Annotated in this window: 18 protein-coding genes and 1 tRNA gene; all 19 read left to right on the forward strand. The window is 65.5% G+C overall.

Annotation, left to right across the window (positions count from 1 at the left end; genetic code table 11):
• The first annotated feature begins 29 nt into the window (after positions 1-29).
• Positions 30-1,487: a GuaB1 family IMP dehydrogenase-related protein gene (locus tag ACOZ9V_RS08290; RefSeq protein WP_139907896.1), complete on the forward strand. Its 1,458-nt coding sequence runs from the start codon at positions 30-32 to the stop codon at positions 1,485-1,487.
• A 131-nt stretch (positions 1,488-1,618) separates the two neighbouring features.
• On the forward strand, positions 1,619-2,950 hold the full coding sequence (locus ACOZ9V_RS08295; protein ID WP_139466966.1) for a hemolysin family protein: 1,332 nt from the start codon (positions 1,619-1,621) through the stop codon (positions 2,948-2,950).
• Entirely contained in the window at positions 2,947-4,008 is a 1,062-nt protein-coding gene (locus tag ACOZ9V_RS08300) for a hemolysin family protein (protein WP_101545483.1), read from the forward strand. The genes ACOZ9V_RS08295 and ACOZ9V_RS08300 overlap by 4 nt, the downstream gene beginning before the upstream one ends.
• 416 nt (positions 4,009-4,424) lie before the next feature.
• Positions 4,425-5,462 (forward strand): M15 family metallopeptidase, encoded by a 1,038-nt coding sequence (locus ACOZ9V_RS08305; protein WP_434595055.1) that lies wholly within the window; start codon positions 4,425-4,427, stop codon positions 5,460-5,462.
• Between the two features lie 112 nt (positions 5,463-5,574).
• Positions 5,575-5,650: transfer RNA gene (locus ACOZ9V_RS08310), tRNA-Arg, on the forward strand.
• A 122-nt stretch (positions 5,651-5,772) separates the two neighbouring features.
• On the forward strand, positions 5,773-6,546 hold the full coding sequence (locus tag ACOZ9V_RS08315) for an ABC transporter ATP-binding protein (protein WP_139466969.1): 774 nt from the start codon (positions 5,773-5,775) through the stop codon (positions 6,544-6,546).
• Positions 6,543-9,092 (forward strand): ABC transporter permease, encoded by a 2,550-nt coding sequence (locus ACOZ9V_RS08320; RefSeq protein WP_139466970.1) that lies wholly within the window; start codon positions 6,543-6,545, stop codon positions 9,090-9,092. The genes ACOZ9V_RS08315 and ACOZ9V_RS08320 overlap by 4 nt, the downstream gene beginning before the upstream one ends.
• Positions 9,093-9,141: 49 nt before the next feature.
• The gene (locus ACOZ9V_RS08325) at positions 9,142-10,317 is read left to right on the forward strand and encodes an MFS transporter (protein WP_434595059.1); all 1,176 of its coding nucleotides are present in this window, start codon (positions 9,142-9,144) and stop codon (positions 10,315-10,317) included.
• Positions 10,318-10,401: 84 nt separating this feature from the next.
• Entirely contained in the window at positions 10,402-11,229 is an 828-nt protein-coding gene (locus tag ACOZ9V_RS08330) for a DALR anticodon-binding domain-containing protein (protein ID WP_180987859.1), read from the forward strand.
• Positions 11,229-12,668 (forward strand): diaminopimelate decarboxylase, encoded by a 1,440-nt coding sequence (gene lysA, locus ACOZ9V_RS08335; RefSeq protein ID WP_139907903.1) that lies wholly within the window; start codon positions 11,229-11,231, stop codon positions 12,666-12,668. Before ACOZ9V_RS08330 ends, lysA begins: the two co-directional genes overlap by 1 nt.
• 35 nt (positions 12,669-12,703) lie before the next feature.
• The gene (locus ACOZ9V_RS08340; protein ID WP_139907905.1) at positions 12,704-14,011 is read left to right on the forward strand and encodes a homoserine dehydrogenase; all 1,308 of its coding nucleotides are present in this window, start codon (positions 12,704-12,706) and stop codon (positions 14,009-14,011) included.
• A 2-nt stretch (positions 14,012-14,013) separates the two neighbouring features.
• A complete protein-coding gene (gene thrC / locus ACOZ9V_RS08345) occupies positions 14,014-15,099 on the forward strand; it encodes a threonine synthase (RefSeq protein WP_139907907.1) in 1,086 nt (361 codons plus the stop codon).
• Positions 15,100-15,101: 2 nt separating this feature from the next.
• Positions 15,102-16,004, forward strand: a complete 903-nt coding sequence (gene thrB / locus ACOZ9V_RS08350) for a homoserine kinase (RefSeq protein ID WP_139907909.1) — start codon at positions 15,102-15,104, stop codon at positions 16,002-16,004.
• A 224-nt stretch (positions 16,005-16,228) separates the two neighbouring features.
• A complete protein-coding gene (gene rho / locus ACOZ9V_RS08355) occupies positions 16,229-18,241 on the forward strand; it encodes a transcription termination factor Rho (protein ID WP_139907912.1) in 2,013 nt (670 codons plus the stop codon).
• A 1-nt stretch (position 18,242) separates the two neighbouring features.
• Positions 18,243-19,319, forward strand: a complete 1,077-nt coding sequence (gene prfA, locus ACOZ9V_RS08360) for a peptide chain release factor 1 (RefSeq protein WP_139466978.1) — start codon at positions 18,243-18,245, stop codon at positions 19,317-19,319.
• Between the two features lies 1 nt (position 19,320).
• The gene (gene prmC, locus ACOZ9V_RS08365; protein ID WP_139909757.1) at positions 19,321-20,247 is read left to right on the forward strand and encodes a peptide chain release factor N(5)-glutamine methyltransferase; all 927 of its coding nucleotides are present in this window, start codon (positions 19,321-19,323) and stop codon (positions 20,245-20,247) included.
• Between the two features lie 77 nt (positions 20,248-20,324).
• Entirely contained in the window at positions 20,325-20,975 is a 651-nt protein-coding gene (locus tag ACOZ9V_RS08370) for an L-threonylcarbamoyladenylate synthase (RefSeq protein ID WP_139466979.1), read from the forward strand.
• Positions 20,976-22,085 (forward strand): MraY family glycosyltransferase, encoded by a 1,110-nt coding sequence (locus tag ACOZ9V_RS08375; protein WP_139907914.1) that lies wholly within the window; start codon positions 20,976-20,978, stop codon positions 22,083-22,085. It begins immediately after the preceding gene.
• On the forward strand, positions 22,082-22,528 hold the full coding sequence (locus tag ACOZ9V_RS08380; protein WP_139907916.1) for a hypothetical protein: 447 nt from the start codon (positions 22,082-22,084) through the stop codon (positions 22,526-22,528). The genes ACOZ9V_RS08375 and ACOZ9V_RS08380 overlap by 4 nt, the downstream gene beginning before the upstream one ends.
• The last annotated feature ends 72 nt before the right edge of the window (positions 22,529-22,600 follow it).

A 22,600-nucleotide genomic window follows, 5' to 3' on the forward strand; every position in this document is an offset into this window, starting at 1 on the left:
CGAATGTGCAGTTAAGGGACAATAGTGTTATGCGTTTCATCTCAAATGACCCGAACACCGATCTCACCTACTCCGATGTCTTCCTCGTGCCGAACTCGTCGGCACTGACTTCGCGCTTCGAAGTCGACCTCACGGCGACCGATCCGACCGGGTCGACGACGCCGCTCGTCGCAGCGAATATGACTGCTGTGTCCGGTCGACGGATGGCGGAGACGATGGCACGTCGCGGGGGACTGGCGGTGCTGCCCCAGGACATTCCGCTGACCGCCGCGCAGGAGACCATCGCCTGGGTCAAGAGCCGCGACCGGATCTTCGAATCCGCGCTGCGCTTCTCGCCTGATGACACAGTGCTCAACGCTCTGCACGTGCTGGCCAAGCGTTCGCACGGCTTCGGCGTCGTCGTCGACGACGGGGGAAGGCTCGAAGGCATCATCAATGCTGCAGATCTGCGCGGAGTCGATCGCTTCACCTCGGTGGCGGAGCTGTTGGACTCCTCACCGCATGTCATCCGCGCTTCCGAGGTAGACTGGGAGGACGCTGCACAGCTGGAGTCCCTCTTCGAGTCGATGACGGAGTCGCGAGCCGAGTTCGCCGCTGTCGTCGACGATGAGAACACGGTGCTCGGCAGCCTGACTCCGAAGTCGCTGCTGCGCTCGTCCATCTACACGCCCAATGTCGACGATCGAGGACGGCTGAAGATCGCCGTGGCCATCGGCGTCAACGGTGCCGCGGTCGAACGTGCCGCTGCGTTGGTCGAAGCCGGCGCGGACGTCCTCGTCGTCGACACCGCCCATGGCCACCAGGTGAAGATGCTCGACACACTGTCGGCGATCGCGGATGCCGAGCTCGGGGTGCCGATCGTGGCCGGAAACGTCGTCACGGCCGAAGGGGTCCGCGACCTCGTCGCTGCCGGCGCCGACATCGTCAAGGTCGGAGTCGGCCCGGGAGCCATGTGCACGACCAGGATGATGACCGCGGTCGGTCGTCCCCAGTTCTCCGCAGTGCTCGAATGCGCCGAGGCGGCTCGCGAGCTGGGTGCCCACGTGTGGGCCGACGGCGGAGTCCGCTACCCCCGCGATGTCGCTCTGGCCCTGGCGGCCGGGGCCTCTCAGGTGATGGTCGGATCCTGGTTCGCCGGGACCCACGAATCGCCCGGCGACCTGCTCGTCGACGGAGAGGGTCGGAAGTACAAGGAGAGCTTCGGCATGGCTTCGGCTCGGGCCGTGGCCAACCGGACCAGAGCGGAATCGGCCTTTGCGCGCGCTCGGAAGGGACTGTTCGAAGAGGGCATCTCTTCGTCAACTATGTACATCGACCCTGAATCTCCTGGGGTCGAGGACCTGCTCGACGGCATCACTTCGGGCGTCCGCAGCTCCTGCACCTATGCCGGGGCCGGTGATCTCGGAGAATTCGCGCGTATGGCCGCGGTCGGTGTTCAGAGCGCCGCCGGCTACGAAGAGGGCCGACCGCTGTCGGGAAGTTGGTAAGATCTCCTCATGCACAGTGACAGTCCCGGCCGGCGGGAAGCCGGCGCCCCAGATGACGACCCTCACCCCGCGAGGGTCTCACACCTCAACTGCTCTGCTGAGCAGATAGCGATCGGCGGGGACAGTCACTGATGGAATGGATACTCCTCGCCCTCGCGCTGCTGCTCATCCTCGGCACCGGAGTCTTCGTCGCAGCCGAATTTTCGCTGCTGACGCTCGACCGCCATACAGCCGATAAAGCGGTTGAAGAAGGTGTCGTCGGCGCGAAGACGCTGCGGCGTTCGATGACCCACCTGTCCACCCAGCTCTCGGCAGCGCAGGTGGGCATCACGATCACCACTCTGCTCACCGGTTACCTCATGGAACCGTCCTTGGGCAGGCTGCTGGCGCCGCTGTTCGAGGCCTGGGGCGTCGGCCCCGGCCTCGCGGCCCCGCTGGCGCTGACCATCGCCCTCATCGTCTCCACCGTGGGATCGATGATCTTCGGAGAGCTAGTGCCGAAGAACCTCGCCATCGCTGTTCCGCTGGCGACCGGTCGCATCGCCGCACCGATGCAGTACGTCTTCTCGATCGTCTTCAAGCCCGTCATCGCCGTCCTCAACGGTACGGCGAACAAGATCCTCATGTCGATGGGCATCGAGCCGCAGGAAGAAGGCTCGGTGGGGCGTTCCCCGGAGGAGCTGACCTCACTCGTGCGGCACTCCGCCGAAGAGGGCGTGCTCGATGAGCAGACAGCAGGTCTGCTGGAGAGGACTCTGAGCTTCTCCGAGCGCACCGCGGAAGACGTGATGACTCCGCGCACGCGCATGTCCACGGTGGACAAGGACACCACGGCTCGACAGATCATCGAACAGGCTCGGGACACCGGATTCTCCCGGTTCCCCGTGGCTGACGAGGACAAGGACCACATCGTCGGAGTCGTTCACGTCAAACAGGCCTTCGCCGTGCCTCCGAGCAACCGCGACGACGCCTACGCAGGAGGGCTGATGACCGAGGTCCGTGAGATCCCGGAGACGCAGCGCCTCGACCCGCTGCTCTTGGAGCTGCGCGCCACCGGTCTGCAGATGGCTGTGGTCGTCGATGAGTTCGGCGGCACAGCTGGAGTGGTCACGCTCGAGGATGTCGTCGAGGAGCTCGTGGGCGAGGTCGCCGATGAGCACGATCGGATGCGCGTCGCGGCACGACCGGCTCGCGACGGCTCCTGGATCGTGCCCGGTCAGCTGCGGCCCGATGAGATCTCGTCGACGATAGGGGTCACGATCCCGGAGGACTCGGACTACGAGACTCTGGCCGGATTCGTCCTCAAGGAGCTCGGGCGGATTCCCGAACCGGGTGACGAGGTCCGCATGGACGATGCCCGCATCGTGGTCGAACGGATGCACGGACGACGCATCGAACGCCTCCGGGTGGTGCTGCGCGCCGCCGACGCAGGGGCTTTCGAAACCGGAGGTGAGACTCGATGAGCGCCGATTGGTTCGGACTGGTCTGGCTGGTCGTTCTCCTGCTGGGCAACTCCTTCTTCGTCGCCGCCGAATTCGCGATTGTCGCTGCCAAGCGATCACAGATCGAACCGCGAGCGGCCGAAGGCTCCGCGGCGGCCAAGACCGCTCTCTATGCGATGGAGCACGTATCACTGATGCTGGCGATCTGCCAGCTCGGCATCACCGTGTGCTCCCTGCTTTTGGGCAATGTGGCCGAACCGGCCATCCACCACCTGCTCGCCGGTCCCCTCGAGGGCCTGGGCATTCCCGCCGGACTGTCCTCGACGATCTCCTTCGTCCTGGCGCTCGGCGTCGTCACCTACCTGCACGTGGTCATCGGTGAGATGGTGCCGAAGAACCTGGCGCTTGCCGCCTCCGGCCAGGCCGTGATGCTGCTGGCGACACCGCTGGTGTTCCTGGCGCGGGTCTTCGGTTTCGTCATCCGCCCCCTCAACGGCCTGGCCAATGGGGTCCTCCACCTGTTCAAGATCGAGGCCCGTGACGAGGTCAATGAGGCCTATACGATCGAGCAGGTCGAATCGATCGTGGCCGAGTCGAAGCGCGAGGGACTGCTCAGTGATGATACTGGGCTGCTCAAGGGCGCCATCGAGTTCAGCGACAAGACTGCGTCCGACATCATGGTCCCGATGTCCGAACTCATCACGATCTCGGACAAGGTGACCCCGAACGAGCTTGTGACCTTGGTCGGCAAGACAGGCTTCTCCCGATACTTCGTCGTCGGTGACGACGGGTATCCGCAGGACTACCTCCACATCAAGGATGTCCTCTACGCGGACACCGAAGAGGCCTTCGACGCTCCAGTGCAGAGCAAGCGCTTCCGCCCCCTGTTCACGGTCACCGCCGATGACGAGGTCGAAGAGGCGCTGGCGCAGATGCAGAAGGCGGGAATCCATGTCGCCCGCGTCATCGACTCTCAGGCGCAGGTCCTCGGCCTGCTGTTCCTCGAAGACGTGCTCGAAGAGCTCGTCGGCGAAGTCCAGGACGCGATGCAGCGGGGACGATTCGACTTCCGCCGCTGAGCGTTCTGCGCCGGCCGATCCGCCCGGCTCACCCATTCGCCTAGACGGCGGCCTCCTGATTGCGGGGAGGCCGCCGTCGAGGCGTCGCGTCCGCTCCCGGCGCTGTGCCGGTGCGCGGGGCCATGTGTTCGGCCGTGAGCCCATGCCTGTGCTCGTGGGAAGTGCCGTTCGGCGCGGAGTCCCAGACGTGACCGACTGTGTAACGGTTCGTAACGAAACAGTGATTCAGGACAGCTGGAGTAGGGCGCCTGTAGTGATCTGTGACCATGCATCGTCAGGAAATGACCAGGTCACACGCTGTGTATGAACTGAAGGTGACATTCTGTAACGATGTCGTTATAGTGTTGTGACATAAGCTTTCGGGCGCCCGGCAGAGGGCTTCCACCGCACAATCTTCACCAACAGTATGGAGCACTATGTCGAGTGAGCTCTCGACCGTCGAGGCGCCGCCGGTCCGCCGACGTGATCTGCGGAAGCAGAACGCCTCTTCGCAGGTTTCGACGATCAACTCTTCGCATCCCGTGACATCGCAGTCGCGGAACAGCGCATCCGCAGCCCTCTCACCTCGTCGCGCGGCGATGGCCGCCGAGGCCCGCGCAACAGTGGGCTCACCGCGACGGGCAGCGATGGCCAAAGAGGCTTCTCGACCGATGACCCCTGCGGGTCATACGTCGACGCTGGCCGCGGCTCAGCTCGGCAACCGCGGTTCCGACGGTTCGCTGCTGCGCTCGGTCCGCCGCCGTCAAGTCACCACCTTCTCCGCTCTGGCCACCGTCTCGGTCACCGGTACCGCCATCGCTGCCGTGATGGTCGCCGGCAACATGAGCGGCAACCAGGAAGTCAAGGTCGACGACACGGCTGCACAGTCCCAGCCGCGTGCGATCAACGCCGAATCGGTCTCCGCCGACATCAAGGTCGACGACGATGACAAGACCTCGATGACCATCGGCGCCCCGAGCGCCAAGCAGACCAAGGTCGACGCGGCGTCTCGCGCGATCACGAAGACCGTTCTGCCCGGCTGTGACGAAGCAGCCCCGAAGGGTGAGGCGAGCAACGGCGAGCTGCCCGACGGATGGCTGTGCGAGATCGGCGTGGGCAATCACAAGCTGCGCTCCGATGCGGCCGTGTCGTTCGCGAAGATGAACGCTGCCTTCAAGAAGGACACCGGCAAAGACCTCGCAGTCACCGACTCCTACCGTTCGCTGGAATCACAGGTCTCCGTCGCCGCACGCAAACCCGGCTTCGCGGCTCGTCCCGGAACCTCCAACCACGGTTGGGGCCTGGCACTGGACCTCGGCGCGGGAACGCAGAACGGAACCGGCCAGCAGTACGAATGGCTCGTCGCCAACGCCGAGAAGTTCGGGTGGGAGAATCCGGACTGGGCCAAGCGCAATTCCTATGAGCTCTGGCACTGGGAATACGTGCCCGGCCGCAAGGCTATGAAGGGTGCCTGATCTGCTCGAACATCGCTGATCACAGCCCTACGGCACCGCGGGCAGTCCTCGAGGACTGCCCGCGGTGCCGTTTTGGGAGGTGGTGCCCAACGGTGATAGAGTTGCATCCGTTGCCCGCGTAGCTCAGTGGATAGAGCGTCTGCCTCCGGAGCAGAAGGTCGTAGGTTCGAATCCTGTCGCGGGCACCACGACACCGCCCATCTCAACTTCTGAGGTGGGCGGTTCTGCATTCGCGGTCCGAGTGGTCGATGGTGCAGACAGGATCTAAGGTAGTCGGAGACGAGACCCGGACCGCGATGTGAGGCATACGATGTCGGAATCTGCTGAAGAGCCCGTCCAGACCGGCGCGGGGGACGATGAGATCGTCCTCCGAGCGCAGGGTCTGCGCAAGAGCTTCGGCCGCGGTGATACGGCAGTCGACGCTCTCGACGACATCAGCGTCGACTTCGAATCGGGACGCTTCACCGCCATCATGGGACCCTCCGGGTCCGGAAAATCGACGTTCATGCATGTGCTTGCCGGGCTCGACCGTGTCGATTCGGGTTCGATCATCATGCGCGGCCAGGACATCACCCGTCTCAACGACCGGCAGCTGACTCAGCTGCGGCGTGACCGCGTCGGCTTCATCTTCCAGGCCTTCAACCTCGTCCCGACGCTGAGCGCTGAACAGAACATCGAACTGCCGGTCTCGCTGGCCCGGAAGAAGATCGATCGCGAGTGGAAGGCCGAAGTGGTCGAACGCCTCGAACTCGGCGATCGGCTGCAGCATCGTCCGCACGAGCTCTCCGGCGGTCAGCAGCAGAGAGTCGCCGTGGCCCGGGCTCTGCTGACGCGACCGGATGTCATCTTCGCCGATGAGCCCACGGGAAACCTCGACTCCCATGCCGGAGCGGAGGTCCTGTCCCTGCTCGGTCGGGCCACGACCCTGTACGGGCAGACGATCATCATGGTCACCCACGACCCCGTCGCGGCATCGCACGCCGGCCGGGTCGTTCTGCTCAAGGACGGGAGAGCCACGGGTGAAGTTCGTCAGCCGACGCGCGAGAGCGTGGTCACGGCGCTGAGTGAACTGAGCTCTCTGTGATCGCAGTCGCCCTCGCGCAGATTCGGATCCACTGGGCCCGATTCCTCGCAATCGGCCTCGGCATCGCATTGGCTTCCGGATTCGTCGCAACCACCCTGATCATCAATTCCTCGCTGCAGGACAGCCTCGAACACGCCGTCGGCCGTTCTTTCGAGAAAGCCGACCTCACCGTCGTCCCGGACAGAGACGTCTTCGTCGGGGGAGACGAGGCCTCTCCGCTGCTGCGCCCCTTGGCCGAAGTCGACGGGGTGGCTACCGCGTCGTTGTCGGCCCGCACAGTGACCACGGGCCGAGGTGCCGCATTCTCCGAAAGCTCTTTTGCGCTGTCTCCGGTGCCCGCCGATGAACGGCTCGACACGTTCGATATGGTCTCCGGTCAGCGACCGGAAGCGACGACGGACCTCGTGCTCGACACTCGCACGGCCAGCGATCTCAACGTCGGAGTCGGCGATGAGATTCGCTTCACCGTCGATGCTGTGCCAGTGGAGAGCGGAAACGATGACATGCCGATCTACCGGGGTCCGAGTCAGAGCAGCGTCACCTTCTCCGTCGTGGGCATCGCCGAAATGGGGCAGGATCCGGCCCTGCCCGGCGCCACTCGAGCGCTGACGACAGCATCGGGCTATCAGGAGTATTTCGCCCAGCAGGGCGATGTCATCGCCATTCAGATCGCCCTCGAGAGCGGCGCGGACCCAGAGGCTGTGCGTACACAGCTGCAGAGGGTCATCGACGGTTCGGAACTGAGCGGCAGCCTCGAAGCGCTCTCCGTGGACGATGCCGTGAAAGCGAAGACCGACCGCCTCTCCGGCGGCAACGCTGTCGTGACCGGTCTCCTGCTCGTCTTCGCCGGAATCTCCGTCATCGTCGCCATCCTCGTCGTCTCCAACACCTTCTCCGTCATCGTCGCCGGACGCCGTCGGGAATTCGCTCTGCTGCGCTGCCTCGGCGCCACCCGCCTGCAGATGTACGGCTCGGTCGTGGCCGAAGGGCTCTTCGTCGGATTGCTCGGGTCGATCTTCGGTGTGCTCACCGGGGTCGTCGGCAGTCGCGGACTGATGGCTGTAGCGGTGCGCTACTGGCCGCAGGAGTTCCCCTACGACACTCTCACCGTTCCTGTCTCCGCCCTGGTCAGCGGTGTCGTCGTCGGTGCCCTGCTGACGATTGTGGCCACCATCCGACCGGCTCGCAGTGCCATCGCTGTGACACCGCTCGAAGCACTCCAGCCCTTCGACGCATCCATCTCGCCGAGCACCCGCGCTCGTCCGCGCCACCTCGTGGGTTTCGGCTGCATCGGGCTGGGTGTGGTTCTCGTCATCGTCTCGGTCTATGCGGTGTCGGCTTCGCAGCTCTGGATCCTCGGCGGAGCGCTGGGTGGGGGACTCGTGGTCACGGGGCTGGTCATCAGCGCGGCGAAGATCATCCCGCCCGTCGTCGCATGGACGGGGGAGGTGCTGTTCAGCCCTTGGGGCGTTCCCGGTCAGCTGGCGACCCTGAACACATTGCGCAATCCGCGTCGCACCGCGGCCACAGCCACGGCGCTCATCATCGGCGTGACCTTGGTGGCGACGATCCTCGTGGGCGGCATGTCGACGAAAGCGACGCTCAGCCACGGCCTCGACCAGCGTTATCCCGTTGACATCTCCGTGCCGCTGTCGGGCCTCGTCGATGATGACCAACTCGACGATGTGCGCGAGATCCCCGGCGTGTCCACCGCGGTCATCGCCCACCGCGCCGAGGCGGTCGAAGACTTCAAAGGCTCCCGTCCCGAGATCTTCGTCATCGACCCGGACAGCGCCGAGACCGTACTCGGAGACGCGGCCGCGAACATCGTGTCCGGACGGGTCACAGTCCCCGAAGACTATCCTTCACCGACAGTGCGGGTGAAAGGGCTCAACGAGATGAGCGTGCCCGTGCACAGGGACGGCCTCTCCAGTCTCGCCTTCTTCACCACCCCCGACGTCGGCAACGATCTCGGCATCTCGGCGACGACGACGGCCGTGCTCGTCCGCCTCGACGAGGATGTCGACGTCGACGAGATCACCCGCATCCGACAGTCCGTGGCCGAGACGCTCGACGTCTCCAGCGACGAGGTCGGCGGCTCGGCCGTCGCCCGGGGCGCCTATTCCGAACTCATCGATGTCATGCTCGCCGGGGCCGTGGCTCTGCTCTTCGTCTCCGTGGTCATCGCGCTCATCGGCGTCTCGAACACGGTCAGCCTCTCCGTCATCGAGCGCCGCCGGGAGAACGCGCTGATGCGGGCGCTGGGGCTGAGCCTTGCGCAGCTGCGGACTCTGCTGGCGCTCGAGGCGGTGCTCATCTCATCGGTGGCCGCACTGCTGGGACTCGTGCTCGGCGGTGCCCTGGGCATCGTCGGCACACGGTTGGTCACCCACGACTACTCCACCGACCTCATCGTCGACTTCTCTGCCCCGTCCTTCCTCGGCATCCTCGGCGTGGCGGTCGTCGCCGGCATCCTCTCCGCTCTGGCACCGGCCAGGCGAGCGTCCCGACTCTCACCGGTCGAAGGTCTCAAACTCGACTTCTGATGGGCCCCGGCCACCGAACCGGACGTCGGTGTCTGATAGGAAAGAGCTCATGAACTCCGCGCGCATCCGCATTCTGATCGTCCTCGGAATCGTCTTCGCTGCCTTCAATCTGCGCCCCGGAGTCACCGGGCTCTCGCCTCTGCACGACACCATGGGCGAAGAGATCGAACTGAGCGCGGTGTTCCTGGCCGTCATCGGCATGCTGCCGCCGCTGCTCTACGGCATCAGCGGCTTCATCACCCCGCGGCTCTATGCCCGCTTCTCCGGACTCGGCCTGACCTTGGCCGCCATGGTGATGGTCATGATCGGACTGGGTGTCCGCGCGGTCATCGATTCGCCATCGCTGTTCCTGGCGCTGAGCGTGCTGGCCCTGCTGGGAATGGGCATCGGCAACGTCATCCTCCCGCCCCTGGTGAAATCGTATTTCCCCGACAGGGTGGCCCTCATGTCGACCGTGCACGTCGGGCTCCTCCAGTTCGGGACGTTCATTCCGCCGCTCGTGGCGGTTCCCCTCGCCTCCGGTGTCGGTTGGAGAGGCTCACTGCTCGTCTGGGCCGGTTTCGCGGCTCTGGGTGCGGTCGTGTGGATCGCCATCCGCATCGTCATGCCCGCACCCGCCGCCGAGGTGGCCGTCGCCGTCGTCGGCGGCAGTGAGCTCTCTCGCCTTCTGCGCAGCCCTCGGGCCTGGGCGCTGATGACGATGACGGGTCTGACGTCGTTCAACAACTTCATCCTCTTCACCTGGCTGCCGGGTCTGCTCACCCGCTCCGGGTTCGATGCTGCCTTCGGCGGGGCGATGCTCGCGCTGGTCACCGCCATCCCTCTCGTCCTCGGATTCGTCCTGCCGACCCTGGCTCAGAAGATGACCTCGGCCTATCCCATCGTCGTCGGCTTCTGCCTCAGCCTGGCCGTGGGGTACCTGGGTCTGTGGCTGCTGCCGACAGCGGCTCCCGTGCTGTGGACAGTGCTGCTGGGCATCGGCATCTCCACGTTCCCACTCGCTCTGACACTCATCACCCTCCGGGCGCGAAACGCCGAGGCGGCGGCTTCCCTGTCCGGCTTCGTCCAGGGCGGCGGGTATCTCCTCGCGGCCACCGGCCCGTTGATCTTCGCCTTTCTCCTCCAGAGCTTCGACAGCATGTGGCCGGCATTCGTCGTGGTGCTCGCCTCGGTGGCCGTCAAATTCTTCGTCAGCCACGCCGCCTGCCGACCCGGCGCCATCTGAGGCCTGGCGGGCTTCCGTCTCGTCATGAGAGCGAAGACGACATCGGATTCGTCCTCGCCGTCCGGGCCCGAGTACTCTGTTCGAGTGACCCCGGAAGACTTGCAGACTGCACTCGCGCGCGCCTTGGCGACGGCCGAGGCAGGCCTCGTCGCACCGGGGTTCGCCATGCAGATCGACGTCCTGGCTCCGAACCGTTCCGAACTCGGTGACTGGACGACGCCCGTGGCGCTGCGCGCCGCCGCTGCACCCGAGCAGCGGACCGAGCTCGCCGCACATCTGTGCACCGAACTGCGTGTCCTGACCGGGGTGGCGGATGCCGTCATCGCCGGGCCCGGCTTCGTCAACGTGACCCTCACTCCCGCTGGCCGAGCACATGTGCTCAGCGACATCATCACTGCAGCGGGGGAGACCGATTCGATCGAGGGAGCGGAACAGGACGGGTCGCCGCTGCGCACGCTGCTCGTCGCTGCGGACCGGGAATCGGCACAGGCGCCTGTCACCGGCGACCACGACCGTGACGTCGACCCGGTCGCGGTGAACAGCCTGCAGCGCGGCCATGCCGCCGCCTGCCGGGAGCAGCGGCGGGCGCACCGGGCGGGAATCCCGTCCGAGGCCGTCGACGCGGCGGGACTCGAGGATCCGAGCGAGACGCGAATGCTCAATGCCGTGGCGGGACTGCCGTCAGCGCTGGAACGCTCGCGCCGCCTCGGCGAGAACGATCTGTTCGTCAACGCTCTTATCGACCTCGGCGATGCCGTCGAGGACTGGATCCGCCGCTGTCCGGTCACTCCGACGGTCGATGAGGACATCACCGTCACCCATGCCTCCCGGCTCTTCGCTCTGAGAGCCGTCATCATCGTCCTCGCCGCAGGACTACGACAATTGGGCGCTTCGGCCCCGGAGAGGATCTGATGCCCGCACATATCGCAGGGACTCTGCACGCGACACCGGCCCCGGTGTGGCTGCCCTATCCCGATGACGTCAATGCCCTGTTGCCGAGTCTGTGGTCGGACAACGTCACGAAGACCGACGACGGGGTGCTCACGATCGCCGGTCATTCCGTGACGGACCTGGCCGAACGATACGGGACCCCTACTCTCGTCATGGACGTCGCTGACTTCCGCAGCCGTGCCGAGGCCTACCTGAGCACATTCTCCAACGCCTTCTCCGTGGAGAAGGGACTGGCCGGCGCCGATGTGTTCTACGCCGGGAAGGCATTCTTGTGCACAGCTGTAGCCCGCTGGGTGCATGAGGCCGGGCTCGGCCTCGACACCTGCTCCCTGGGCGAGATGATGATCGCCCGCGCCGCCGGTGTCCCCGGCGACCGCGTCGGGCTGCACGGAAACAACAAATCGGCGGCGGAGCTCGAATACGCCCTCGACTACGGCGTGGCCAGGATCTTCGTCGACAGCCTCGATGAGGTCGCACGTCTGGAATCCATCGCTGCGGCCAGAGGAACGGTCGCCCCGGTCATGCTGCGAGTCACGGTCGGCGTCGAAGCGCACACCCACGACTTCATCGCCACGGCTCACGAAGACCAGAAGTTCGGGCTCTCCCTCGCCGACGGTATCGCCGCCCGGGCCGCTCGTCTGGTCGCCGAATCCGAACATCTGCGTCTCGACGGTCTCCACTCCCACATCGGTTCGCAGATCTTCGACATCTCCGGATTCCAGGTCGCCGCCTCCCGCGTACTCGCCTTCCGAGCCGAGATCATGGGCGAACACGGCATCGACCTGCCCGATGTCGACCTCGGCGGCGGCTTCGGCATCCGCTACACCTCCCAGGACACGCCGATCCCAGTCGCGGAGATGGCCGCAGAGCTCGCTGCCGTCGTGGCCAAGGAATGCCGGGGCCTGGGCACGAGCGTCCCCAGGATCTCCATCGAACCCGGTCGCGCCATCGTCTCCCCGGCGGTGTTCACTCTCTACGAGGTCGGCACCGTCAAACAGGTGAGCACGGACAGCGGCACTCGCACATATGTCGCCGTCAACGGGGGAATGAGCGACAACATCCGCACGGCACTCTACGACGCGGACTATTCGTGCACCCTGGCCAACCGGAACTCGAACGCCGAGCCTGCGATCGTGCGGGTCGTCGGCAAGCACTGCGAATCCGGTGACATCATCGTCCGCGACGAATACATGGGTGCAGACGTCACCGCAGGCGATCTCGTCGCGGTCCCGACCACCGGGGCGTACTGTCGCTCGCTGGCCAACAACTACAACCATCTGCCCCGGCCGGGCGTGCTGGCCGTCGAGGCCGATAGAGTTGAGTGGATCGTGACCCCCGAAGACCACACGCAGATGTTCGCCACCGACCCGGGAATGGCCGGGGGAGAGGCGTCGAACTGATGAGTGTGAGAGACAAGAGCGGAAAAGGTGAGGAAATGCAGGCACTGAAGGTTGCCATGCTCGGATGCGGAGTCGTCGGCACGGAGGTCGCCGCCCGAATCCAGAATCGGGCGGAGGGCCTGGCCGAGCGCATCGGCGCTCCGTTGGAGCTGAGCGCCATCGTCGTCCGCGATGCCTCGAAGGCCCGCCCGGGAATTGACGAGAAGCTGCTGACGACCGACGCCGAGGCGGCCATCGCCGGAGCCGATATCGTCGTCGAGCTGATGGGCGGAATCGAACCCGCCCGCTCGCTCATCACCGCAGCGCTGCGCCAGGGTTCATCGGTCGTGACCGCGAACAAGGCTCTGCTGGCCGCCAGCTACGGCGAGCTCATGTCCGCTGCCGACGCCGCTGGTGTGCGCCTCGAGCACGAAGCAGCGGTGGCAGGGGCCATCCCGATCATCCGACCCGTCGGCGATTCGCTGGCCGGCGACCGGATCGAACGCATCATGGGCATCGTCAACGGCACGACGAACTACATCCTCGACCAGATGGACTCCGAGGGCTGGGATTTCGACCAGGCGCTCACCGCCGCCCAAGGGCTCGGATACGCAGAGGCCGATCCGACCGCTGACATCGGCGGACACGATGCGGCGGCGAAGGCTGCGATCCTGTCATCTCTGGCATTCCACGCACCCGTGTCGATCGACGACGTCCACGTCGAAGGCATCGAAGACGTCACCGCCGAGATGGTCGAGACCGCCCGGGACCAGGGCTTCGTCATCAAACTCCTCGCCGTGTGCGAACGTGTGGCCTCATCACCGGCGGGCGCCGGACTCTCGGCGCGCGTCTATCCGGCGCTTCTCGACCAAGGACACGCACTGGCATCCGTTCGCGGTGCCTTCAACGCCGTGTTCATCGAGGCCGAAGCCGCCGGCGAGCTGATGTTCTACGGACAGGGGGCCGGGGGAGCACCGACCGCATCCGCCGTGCTCGGCGACCTCGTGTCCGTGGCCAGGCGCAAGGTGCTCGGCGGACGCGGACAGTACGAACGCCCCTTCCACGAGGACTACCCGATCCTGCCGATCTCGGCGATCACGACCAGGTACCACATCACCCTCGACGTGGTCGACCGTCCCGGTGTGCTCGCCGCGGTCTCCGAGGTCTTTGCCGATGAAGGGGCATCCATCGAACTGATGCGACAGACGATCGGGGACATCGACGACAACGGCGTCCAGCACGCGAAGCTCGTGCTGGCCACCCACTCGAACACCGACTCGACTCTGCAGAAGACGGTCGATCGACTCGTCGATCTGCCTGTCGTCCACACCGTCAAATCCGTGATCCGCGTAGAAGGACAGTGACTATGAACTACCCCAGACACCAGTGGCAGGGCGTCGTCGAGGAATACCGCAGCCTCCTCGACATCTCCGCTGACACTCCTGCCGTCACACTCGGTGAGGGCGGGACCCCGCTGATCAGGGCGGAGAAGCTCAGCGCACGCACCGGTGCCCAGGTGTGGGTGAAGTACGAGGGCCTCAATCCGACTGCGTCGTTCAAAGACCGCGGTATGACAATGGCGATCACCAAGGCTGTGGCCCACGGTGCCAAGGCCGTCATCTGCGCCTCGACGGGCAACACCTCGGCCTCTGCCGCCGCCTATGCCACGAAGGCCGGACTGACCTGCGCTGTGCTCGTGCCCACCGGCAAGATCGCGCCGGGGAAGATGAGCCAGGCCATCGCCCACGGAGCGACCCTGCTCGAAGTCGACGGAAACTTCGACGACTGCCTGACGTTGTGCCGTAAGCTCTCGGAGTCCTACCCGGTCCACCTCGTCAACTCGGTCAATCCCGATCGCATCGAAGGTCAGAAGACCGCGGCTTTCGAAGTCGTCGACGTCCTCGGCGACGCTCCCGACATCCATGTTCTGCCCGTCGGCAACGCCGGCAACATCACGGCGTACTGGAAGGGCTACAACGAATACCGCGAACACGGGATCTCCAAGCAGCTGCCGCAGATGTGGGGCTTCCAGGCCGCCGGTGCCGCACCGCTGGTGCTCGGCCACCCCGTCGACGAACCGGACACGGTGGCGACCGCCATCCGCATCGGCAACCCCGCCAGCTGGACGCAGGCCGAAGCGGCGCGTGACGACTCGGGCGGTCTCATCGATTCGGTCACCGACGACGAGATCCTCGCCGCCCATAAGATCCTGTCCAGCGAAGAGGGCATCTTCGTCGAACCCGGTTCGGCCGCCTCGGTGGCGGGTCTGCTGAAGATGGCCGACGCCGGTCGGGTCCCTGCCGATGCGACGATCGCGGTCACCGTGACCGGTCACGGACTCAAGGACCCCAGCTGGGCCCTGCACACCGCCGACGGGTCCGATATCGAGACCAAGCGGGTCTCCGTCGACGCCGTCAGCGCCGCACGCGCCCTGGGACTCGAGGACAGCTGAGGGTGCGCGTCCGACTCGAGGTCCCGGCCACCTCGGCGAATCTGGGGCCCGGCTACGACTCGTACGGGCTGGCCCTCGACATCGTCGACACCCTCATCGTCACCGTCCACGACGCAGCGGTCGATCCTCACCGATGCGTCGAGGTCACGGGGGAGGGCGCCGAGGTGCTGCCCCGGGACGGCTCGCACCTGATCATGCGCATCATCGGTGAGGTGCTCGACTCGGAGTTTCCCGCCGTCGCGGCGGAGTTGAGGCAGCGTCTGTCGCTGGAGTGCGACAACCGGATCCCTCATTCGCGTGGATTGGGCTCCTCGGCCGCGGCCGTCGTGGCCGGCATCGCCCTCGCAGCGGAGCTCGGAGCCTGGTCGACCGGAGTCGAGCTGAGCCGGGACCGGATCCTCGAGATCGCCACCGCCGTCGAGGGGCATCCGGACAACGCCGCCCCCGCGATCTTCGGCGGACTCACCGTCTCTCTGTCGGAGCCAGTGAAGTCGTGGCAGGTGCCGGTGCGCACCGTCGAGGCGGTCACCGTGCTCGTGCCCTCGTTCCGCCTTGACACCGAGGTCGCCCGTGGACTCATTCCCGCCGGCATCGATCACGCGATCGCGGCCGATAATTCGGCTCGGGCGGGCCTGCTCGTCCACGGGATGAGCAATGACTCCCAGGTGCTCTTCGAAGCCACCCGCGACCAGCTCCATCAGGAATTCCGTCGCGGCGCCTATCCGGAGTCGATGGCGCTGGTCGACGCACTGCGCGCCGAGGGTCTCCCGGCCGTCGTCTCCGGCGCCGGACCGACGGTGCTCGTCCTCGCCGAGGCGGTTCCCGACGCCCTCGTGCCGGAAGGCTTCGTCGCTCAGCGCACCGCGATTGACCTGGGTGGTTACCGGGTGAGCCGAGAAATCTGAGGAAACGATTCGCCAGATCGTCTCCGAACAAGTAGACTGTGGGTGTTCCGACAGGGCACGGCTTCCCGCTGTTCTTCACAGGTCCGTCGCCGATGTCATACATTCTGGAACATCTCCTGCTCATTCTTTAGCAGGTTTTCTTTCACAACGCACCGTCAATGGTGTTTCCGTCGCCGTGAGCAAACGGCACATGCCGCACGGCCGAAAGAGGGAGAAGGACCTTCGTGTCTGAAACCACCACTCAGGATTCCACCCCGCGCACAGGCAGCCTCACAGCGCTGCGGCTGCCTCAGCTCCAGGAAATGGCTGCCGGGCTGGGAATCAAGGGTTACCGTCGCCTTCGCAAGAGCGAACTGATCGACGCCATCAACAGCCACTCGGGCGGATCCGCTGAGAAGAAATCCGCCCCCACCGAGAAGAAGCCCGCCGCAGAACCGGCCGCCAAGACCGAGAAGCCCGCGGAGAAGCAGGACGAGAAGAAGCAGGAGTCGACGAATCGTCGCTCCTCGCGTCGCTCTGTCGCTTCCGCGTCCGAGGACGCTCCGGCGCTCATCATCGAGCCGAACTCCGAGTCCTCGTCGTCTTCGACGGCGAACGAGTCCGGTGCGGATCAATCGGGAGGAGCACCCTCCGAGGAGAACAGCGGCGACCAGGATCGTCAGCGTTCCCGCCGCAGCCGTTCTCGCTCCCGGGGCTCCGAGTCCCAGACCGAGGGCCGCGACAGCAGCGGTGAGGAAGCGGCCGACCACGGCGGCCAGGATCGCTCCGGCGACCAGGACCGCTCCGACCGTGACCACCGCGGCGGGCGCGACAACGACCGTCGCAGCCGGAACAACGACCGTTCCGACGACAACCGAGGCGGCAATGACCGGGGCGGCGGCAACGGCCGGGGCAACAACGACCGGGACGGCGGCAACGATCGCGGCCACCGCAACGACCGGGGCGGCAACAACGATCGCAACGATCGTCGCAACCGCAGCAACGACGATGACGATCGCGGCAACAACCGCCGCGGACGGGGTCGTGACCGGAAGCGCCGCGGCCGCGGCAACGACGAGCCGGACATCCGCAACGACGATGTGCTCATCCCTGTCGGCGGCATCCTCGACGTCCACGACAACTACGCCTTCCTCCGCACCTCCGGCTACCTGCCGGGACCGAACGACGTGTACCTTTCGGCGTCCATGGTGCGCAAGAACGGTCTGCGCAAGGGCGACGCTGTCGCCGGTGCGATCCGTCAGCCGCGTGAGAACGAACAGCGGAACAACAAGCGCGAGAAGTTCGATGCTCTCGTCCGCCTCGATTCCGTCAACGGGCTCACCGTCGACGATGCCCGCAGCCGTGTCGAGTTCTCGAAGCTGACTCCGCTCTACCCCCAGGATCGACTGCGCCTCGAGACCACCTCGAAGCTGCACTCGACTCGTCTCATCGATCTCATCACCCCCATCGGCAAGGGCCAGCGCGGACTCATCGTTGCGCCTCCGAAGGCCGGCAAGACGACGATCATGCAGCAGATCGCCAACGCGATCACGGAGAACAACCCCGAAGCGCACCTCATGGTCGTCCTCGTCGACGAACGTCCCGAGGAAGTCACGGACATGCAGCGTGCGGTCAAGGGCGAAGTCATCGCCTCGACCTTCGACCGTCCGGCCGACGACCACACCACGATCGCCGAACTCGCCATCGAACGCGCCAAGCGTCTCGTCGAGATGGGTTCCGATGTCGTCGTGCTGCTCGACAACATCACGCGCCTGGGACGTGCCTACAACATCGCTCAGCCTGCATCCGGTCGGATCCTCTCCGGCGGTGTCGACGCCAATGCGCTCTACCCGCCGAAGAAGTTCTTCGGTGCTGCACGCAACATCGAAGGCGGCGGCTCGCTGACCATCCTCGCCACGGCTCTCGTCGAGACCGGCTCCAAGATGGACGAAGTCATCTTCGAAGAGTTCAAGGGCACCGGCAACATGGAGCTGCGTCTGAGCCGTCAGCTTGCCGACAAGCGCATCTTCCCGGCCATCGACGTCAACTCCTCGAGCACCCGCCGCGAAGAGATGCTCATGACCAAGGAAGAGACGAAGGTCATGTGGCAGCTGCGCCGACTGCTCTCGGGCCTCGAGCAGCAGCAGGCTGTCGAGCTGCTCATGTCGAAGCTCAAGGAGACCGGCTCGAACGTCGAGTTCCTCATGCAGGTGCAGAAGACGACCCCGCTGCCGAAGTCGTCGACCGACAACAGCTGAGATGGTCGACGACACCCTCACGGCCAGCGTCAGCGCACTGCTCGATGAGCACGCCCGGGTGCAGGAGGAACTCTCCGACCCCGCGGTCCACGCTGACGCCGGCCGGGCCAAGAAGCTGACCAGGCGGTACGCGGAACTCGACAAGGTCGCCGCGGCCGCCCGGCACTTCGCCCAACTCGAAGCCGACCACGCAGCCGCCGTGGAGCTGGCCGAGGACGACGCCGACTTCGCTGCGGAGGCCAAGCGTCTGTCCGCAGAGATGGAGACGGCCGAGGGTGAGCTCAAAGATCTCCTGGTACCCAGCGACCCGGATGACTCCCGAGACGCCATCATCGAGATCAAAGCCGGCGAAGGCGGGGACGAATCCGCACTGTTCGCCGGTGACCTGCTGCGGATGTACCAGCGGTGGATCGACTCGCGCGGCTGGTCGAGCCAGATCCTCGACGCCACCCACTCGGATCTCGGCGGATACAAGGACGTCACCATGGCCGTCAAGGCGAAGAACGACGGCGCCTACGGCTGGGTGAAGTTCGAAGGCGGAGTGCACCGTGTCCAAAGGGTGCCGGTCACCGAATCGCAGGGACGCATCCACACCTCCGCGGCCGGTGTGCTCGTCTTCCCCGAGGTCGATGAACCCGAAGAGATCCAGTTGGACGAACACGATCTGCGCATCGACGTCTACCGCTCGTCCGGACCCGGCGGCCAGTCCGTGAACACCACGGACTCCGCTGTGCGCATCACGCACCTGCCGACCGGAATCACAGCGAGCTGCCAGAACGAGAAGTCCCAGCTGCAGAACAAAGACGCAGCGATGCGCATGCTCCGTGCTCGGATCTTGGCCAAGCAGGCCGAAGAGGCGGCAGCGGAAGCTGCCGACATCCGTCGTTCGCAGGTGCGCACCGTTGATCGCTCGGAACGCATCCGCACCTACAATTTTCCGGAGAACCGGATCACCGATCACCGCACCGGATACAAGGCCTACAATCTCGATCAGGTGCTCGCCGGCGATCTCGACCCGGTCATCGGATCCTGCCGAGACGCCGACAAGGCCGCACGCCTCGACGCACTGGGGGACTGACCTGGACACTGTCAGGCCGACTCTCGTCTCCGACCTCCTTCGCGGGGCGACCACGCTCCTCACCGAAGCAGGCATAGCGAGTCCCGAAGCCGATGCGCTCGAACTGCTCGCCCACGCATGGTCGATCGACAGGGCATCGCTGAGCCGCCGCCGTCTCTTCGACGAACCCGTGCCGGAGTCGGTGAGCACTCGATTCGCCGAACTCTGTGACCAGCGGAGGCGGCGGACGCCGCTGCAGCATCTCACCGGCATCGCCCACTTCCGGCATCTGCAGCTGCAGGTGGGCCCCGGAGTCTTCGTGCCCCGACCGGAGACGGAGCTGCTCGCCGGAGCCGTTCTGAGCGAACTGTCCGAACTCGCCGAAACTGACTCGACGACGGAGAACGACAAGGCTCGGCGTCCCTTCGTCATCGACCTGTGCTCCGGTTCGGGAGCGATCTCCCTCTCCGTTGCCACCGAATTCGACTGCGTCGACGTCCTCGGCGTCGAACGCGAATCCGCGGCCCTGGAATGGTCACTGAAGAACCTCGAGCAGTGCCGCCTCGGCGAGTCGACGGTCGAGTTCATCTCCGGTGATGCGACGACGATCACGAAGGCTCGGCCGGATCTGTGCGGGCGTGCCGACATCGTGGTGACGAACCCGCCCTATGTTCCCGATTCCGCCGTGCCGCGGGACCCGGAGGTCGCCGAACACGATCCCGCGGCCGCGCTCTACGGCGGGGATTCGGGTTTGGAGATTCCGGGACTCATCATCAGTCAAGCCGAGCAGCTGCTGAGATCAGGCGGACTCTTCCTCATGGAACACAGCGAGGAACAGGGCGAAGGGGCACGGGAACTCCTGGAGGCCACGGCCAGTCTGAGACATGCCGCCACATTCCATGACTACACTGGACGCGACCGCTATACAGTGGCGCGCCGTGAGGCGTAGGGGATCTCGGAGACGAATTCCCGCCGCGTACTGCCCAGTACCGAAACCACAACCCGAACATTCGAAACGGAGAACTCGTGTCGAGACGATTCGACGTCAGCCAAGAAGAGATCCGTGAACTCGTCTTCGACGAGTGCGCGCGAGTCGTCGACACAGGCAACCTGCTCGTCATCCCCACCGATACGGTCTACGGGATCGCCGCCGATGCCTTCAGCGCATCGGCCGTTGCGGCTCTGCTGGCGGCCAAGGGCCGGGGACGGGACATGCCGCCTCCGGTTCTCGTCCCACGCGCGGAGACCATCTTCGGGCTCGTCGACGGGGTCGATGAGACCGTGCTGGCACTGACCGCGAAATTCTGGCCCGGACCGCTGACGATCATCGCGAACGCTCAGCCCTCCCTCGACTGGGACCTCGGCGATACCCACGGAACCGTGGCCGTGCGCATGCCCGACGACGAGTCGGCGCTGGCCCTGCTCGGCCGCACCGGGCCTCTGGCCGTGTCGAGTGCGAACATCTCCGGACAGCCCGCCGCCAGGACCGCCGACGAAGCGCAGGAGATGCTCGGCGACGATGTCGACATCTACGTCGACGGGGGAGTGCGGGAGTCGGGGCTGTCCTCGACGATCATCGACCTCAGCGGCGACGTGCCCCGCATCCTGCGCCGCGGTCCGATCACCGCCGAGGACCTGCGCGAAATCGTCCCCGAACTCATCGACCTGGACGGCTGAGTGCGCGCCTACCTCTTCATCCTCGTCGTCTCCGCCCTCGTGGCGTACCTGCTGACTCCAATGGTCAAGCGGGTGGCCGAACGAGGAAAGATCTTCTCACCGCTGCGTGACCGCGACGTCCATTCCATTCCGACACCGAGGCTGGGCGGAGTCGCGATGTTCGGCGGGCTTCTGGCCGGCCTCATCTTCGCCTCCCAGATGCCGTTCCTCAATCGGATCTTCGTCGAATTGGGCCCGATCATCGGAATCGCCGGAGCCGCCGGCCTGCTGTGTCTGCTCGGAGTCATCGACGACATCTGGGACCTCCACTGGATGGCGAAACTCGCGGGCCAGGCTCTCGCCGCAGGCTTCATGGCGATCAAGGGAGTGGCGCTGCTGTCGATCCCCTTCGGCGGAGTCATCATCGGCTCCCCGCGGATGTCGATCATCGTCACTGTCCTCGTCGTCCTCGTGACCATCAACGCGGTGAACTTCGTCGACGGACTCGACGGTCTCGCCGCGGGCGTCGTCGCCATCGGCGGCAGCGCCTTCTTCATCTACTCCTACTGGCTCGCTCGTGACGCTTCACCGGAGTCGTATGCGAACCTCGCCTCGCTCATCATCGCGATCCTCGTCGGTGCCTGCCTCGGTTTCCTCCCGCACAATTTCAATCCGGCGAGGATCTTCATGGGCGACTCCGGGTCGATGCTCATCGGCCTGCTGCTCGCCGCCTCGACGATCAGGGTCACCGGCCAGGTCGACCCGGCGCTGATCGGCCAAGAGCGAGCGTTCGCCACATTCATGCCGATCATCCTGCCGGTGGCCGTGATGTTCCTGCCGCTGCTCGACCTCGGACTGGCCGTGGTGCGTAGGCTGCGTGCCGGACAGTCTCCGTTCTCCGCCGATGCCAAACACCTCCACCACCGGATGCTGCGTCTGGGACATTCCCATGCGCGTGCGGTGCTCATCCTCTACACCTGGACGGCGCTCATCGCCTTCGGATCGGTGCTGCTCCTGTTCAAGGGCTGGCTGTTCTCGGCCTGCGTCATCGGCGGCCTCGCTGCCATCACCCTGATCTTCACCTTCTATCCCCTTCGCATGCGTCAGAAAGCCAGAGAGGAAATCTCGTGACCGATCCGATACCGCGCCGAGAGACCGAAGTCGAAGCAGCCTGGACCCGCGTCTGGAGGACGCTGCTCATCCGGGGCATCATCCTCGTTCTCGTCGTCGCGGCCCTCGGCATGGGCATCGGCTGGCTGGTCTCGGGGATGACGGGACTCGTCGGTGGGGCCGTCGGCGGGGGACTGGCTGCGGTCTTCATCATCATCACACTCGTCGTCATGTACGTCGGACGGAACATGGGACTGACCGCGATCGCCGGGTTCCTCGGCATCGGGTTCCTCTTCAAGGCCTTCATCTTCATGATCGTCATCTGGCGCATCAAGGATGCGGCCTGGCTCGACGGCACGGTCGCCTTCTTCACGATCGTCGTCGCGGTCATCGGCTCCTCCCTCGTCGAAGCGATCACCGTGGTCAAGGGACGCGTTCCCTATGTCGATCCAGAGGCGAATTAGTCGGGGAGACCAATCCTCGCTCCCATTTGAGACGCGTCGTAGGGCGAGGCGCAAGACGAATGACGTGTCGTA

Origin of the sequence: Brevibacterium sp. 1718, from assembly GCF_051131255.1 — a bacterium.
In the GTDB taxonomy this organism is placed as follows: domain Bacteria; phylum Actinomycetota; class Actinomycetes; order Actinomycetales; family Brevibacteriaceae; genus Brevibacterium; species Brevibacterium sediminis.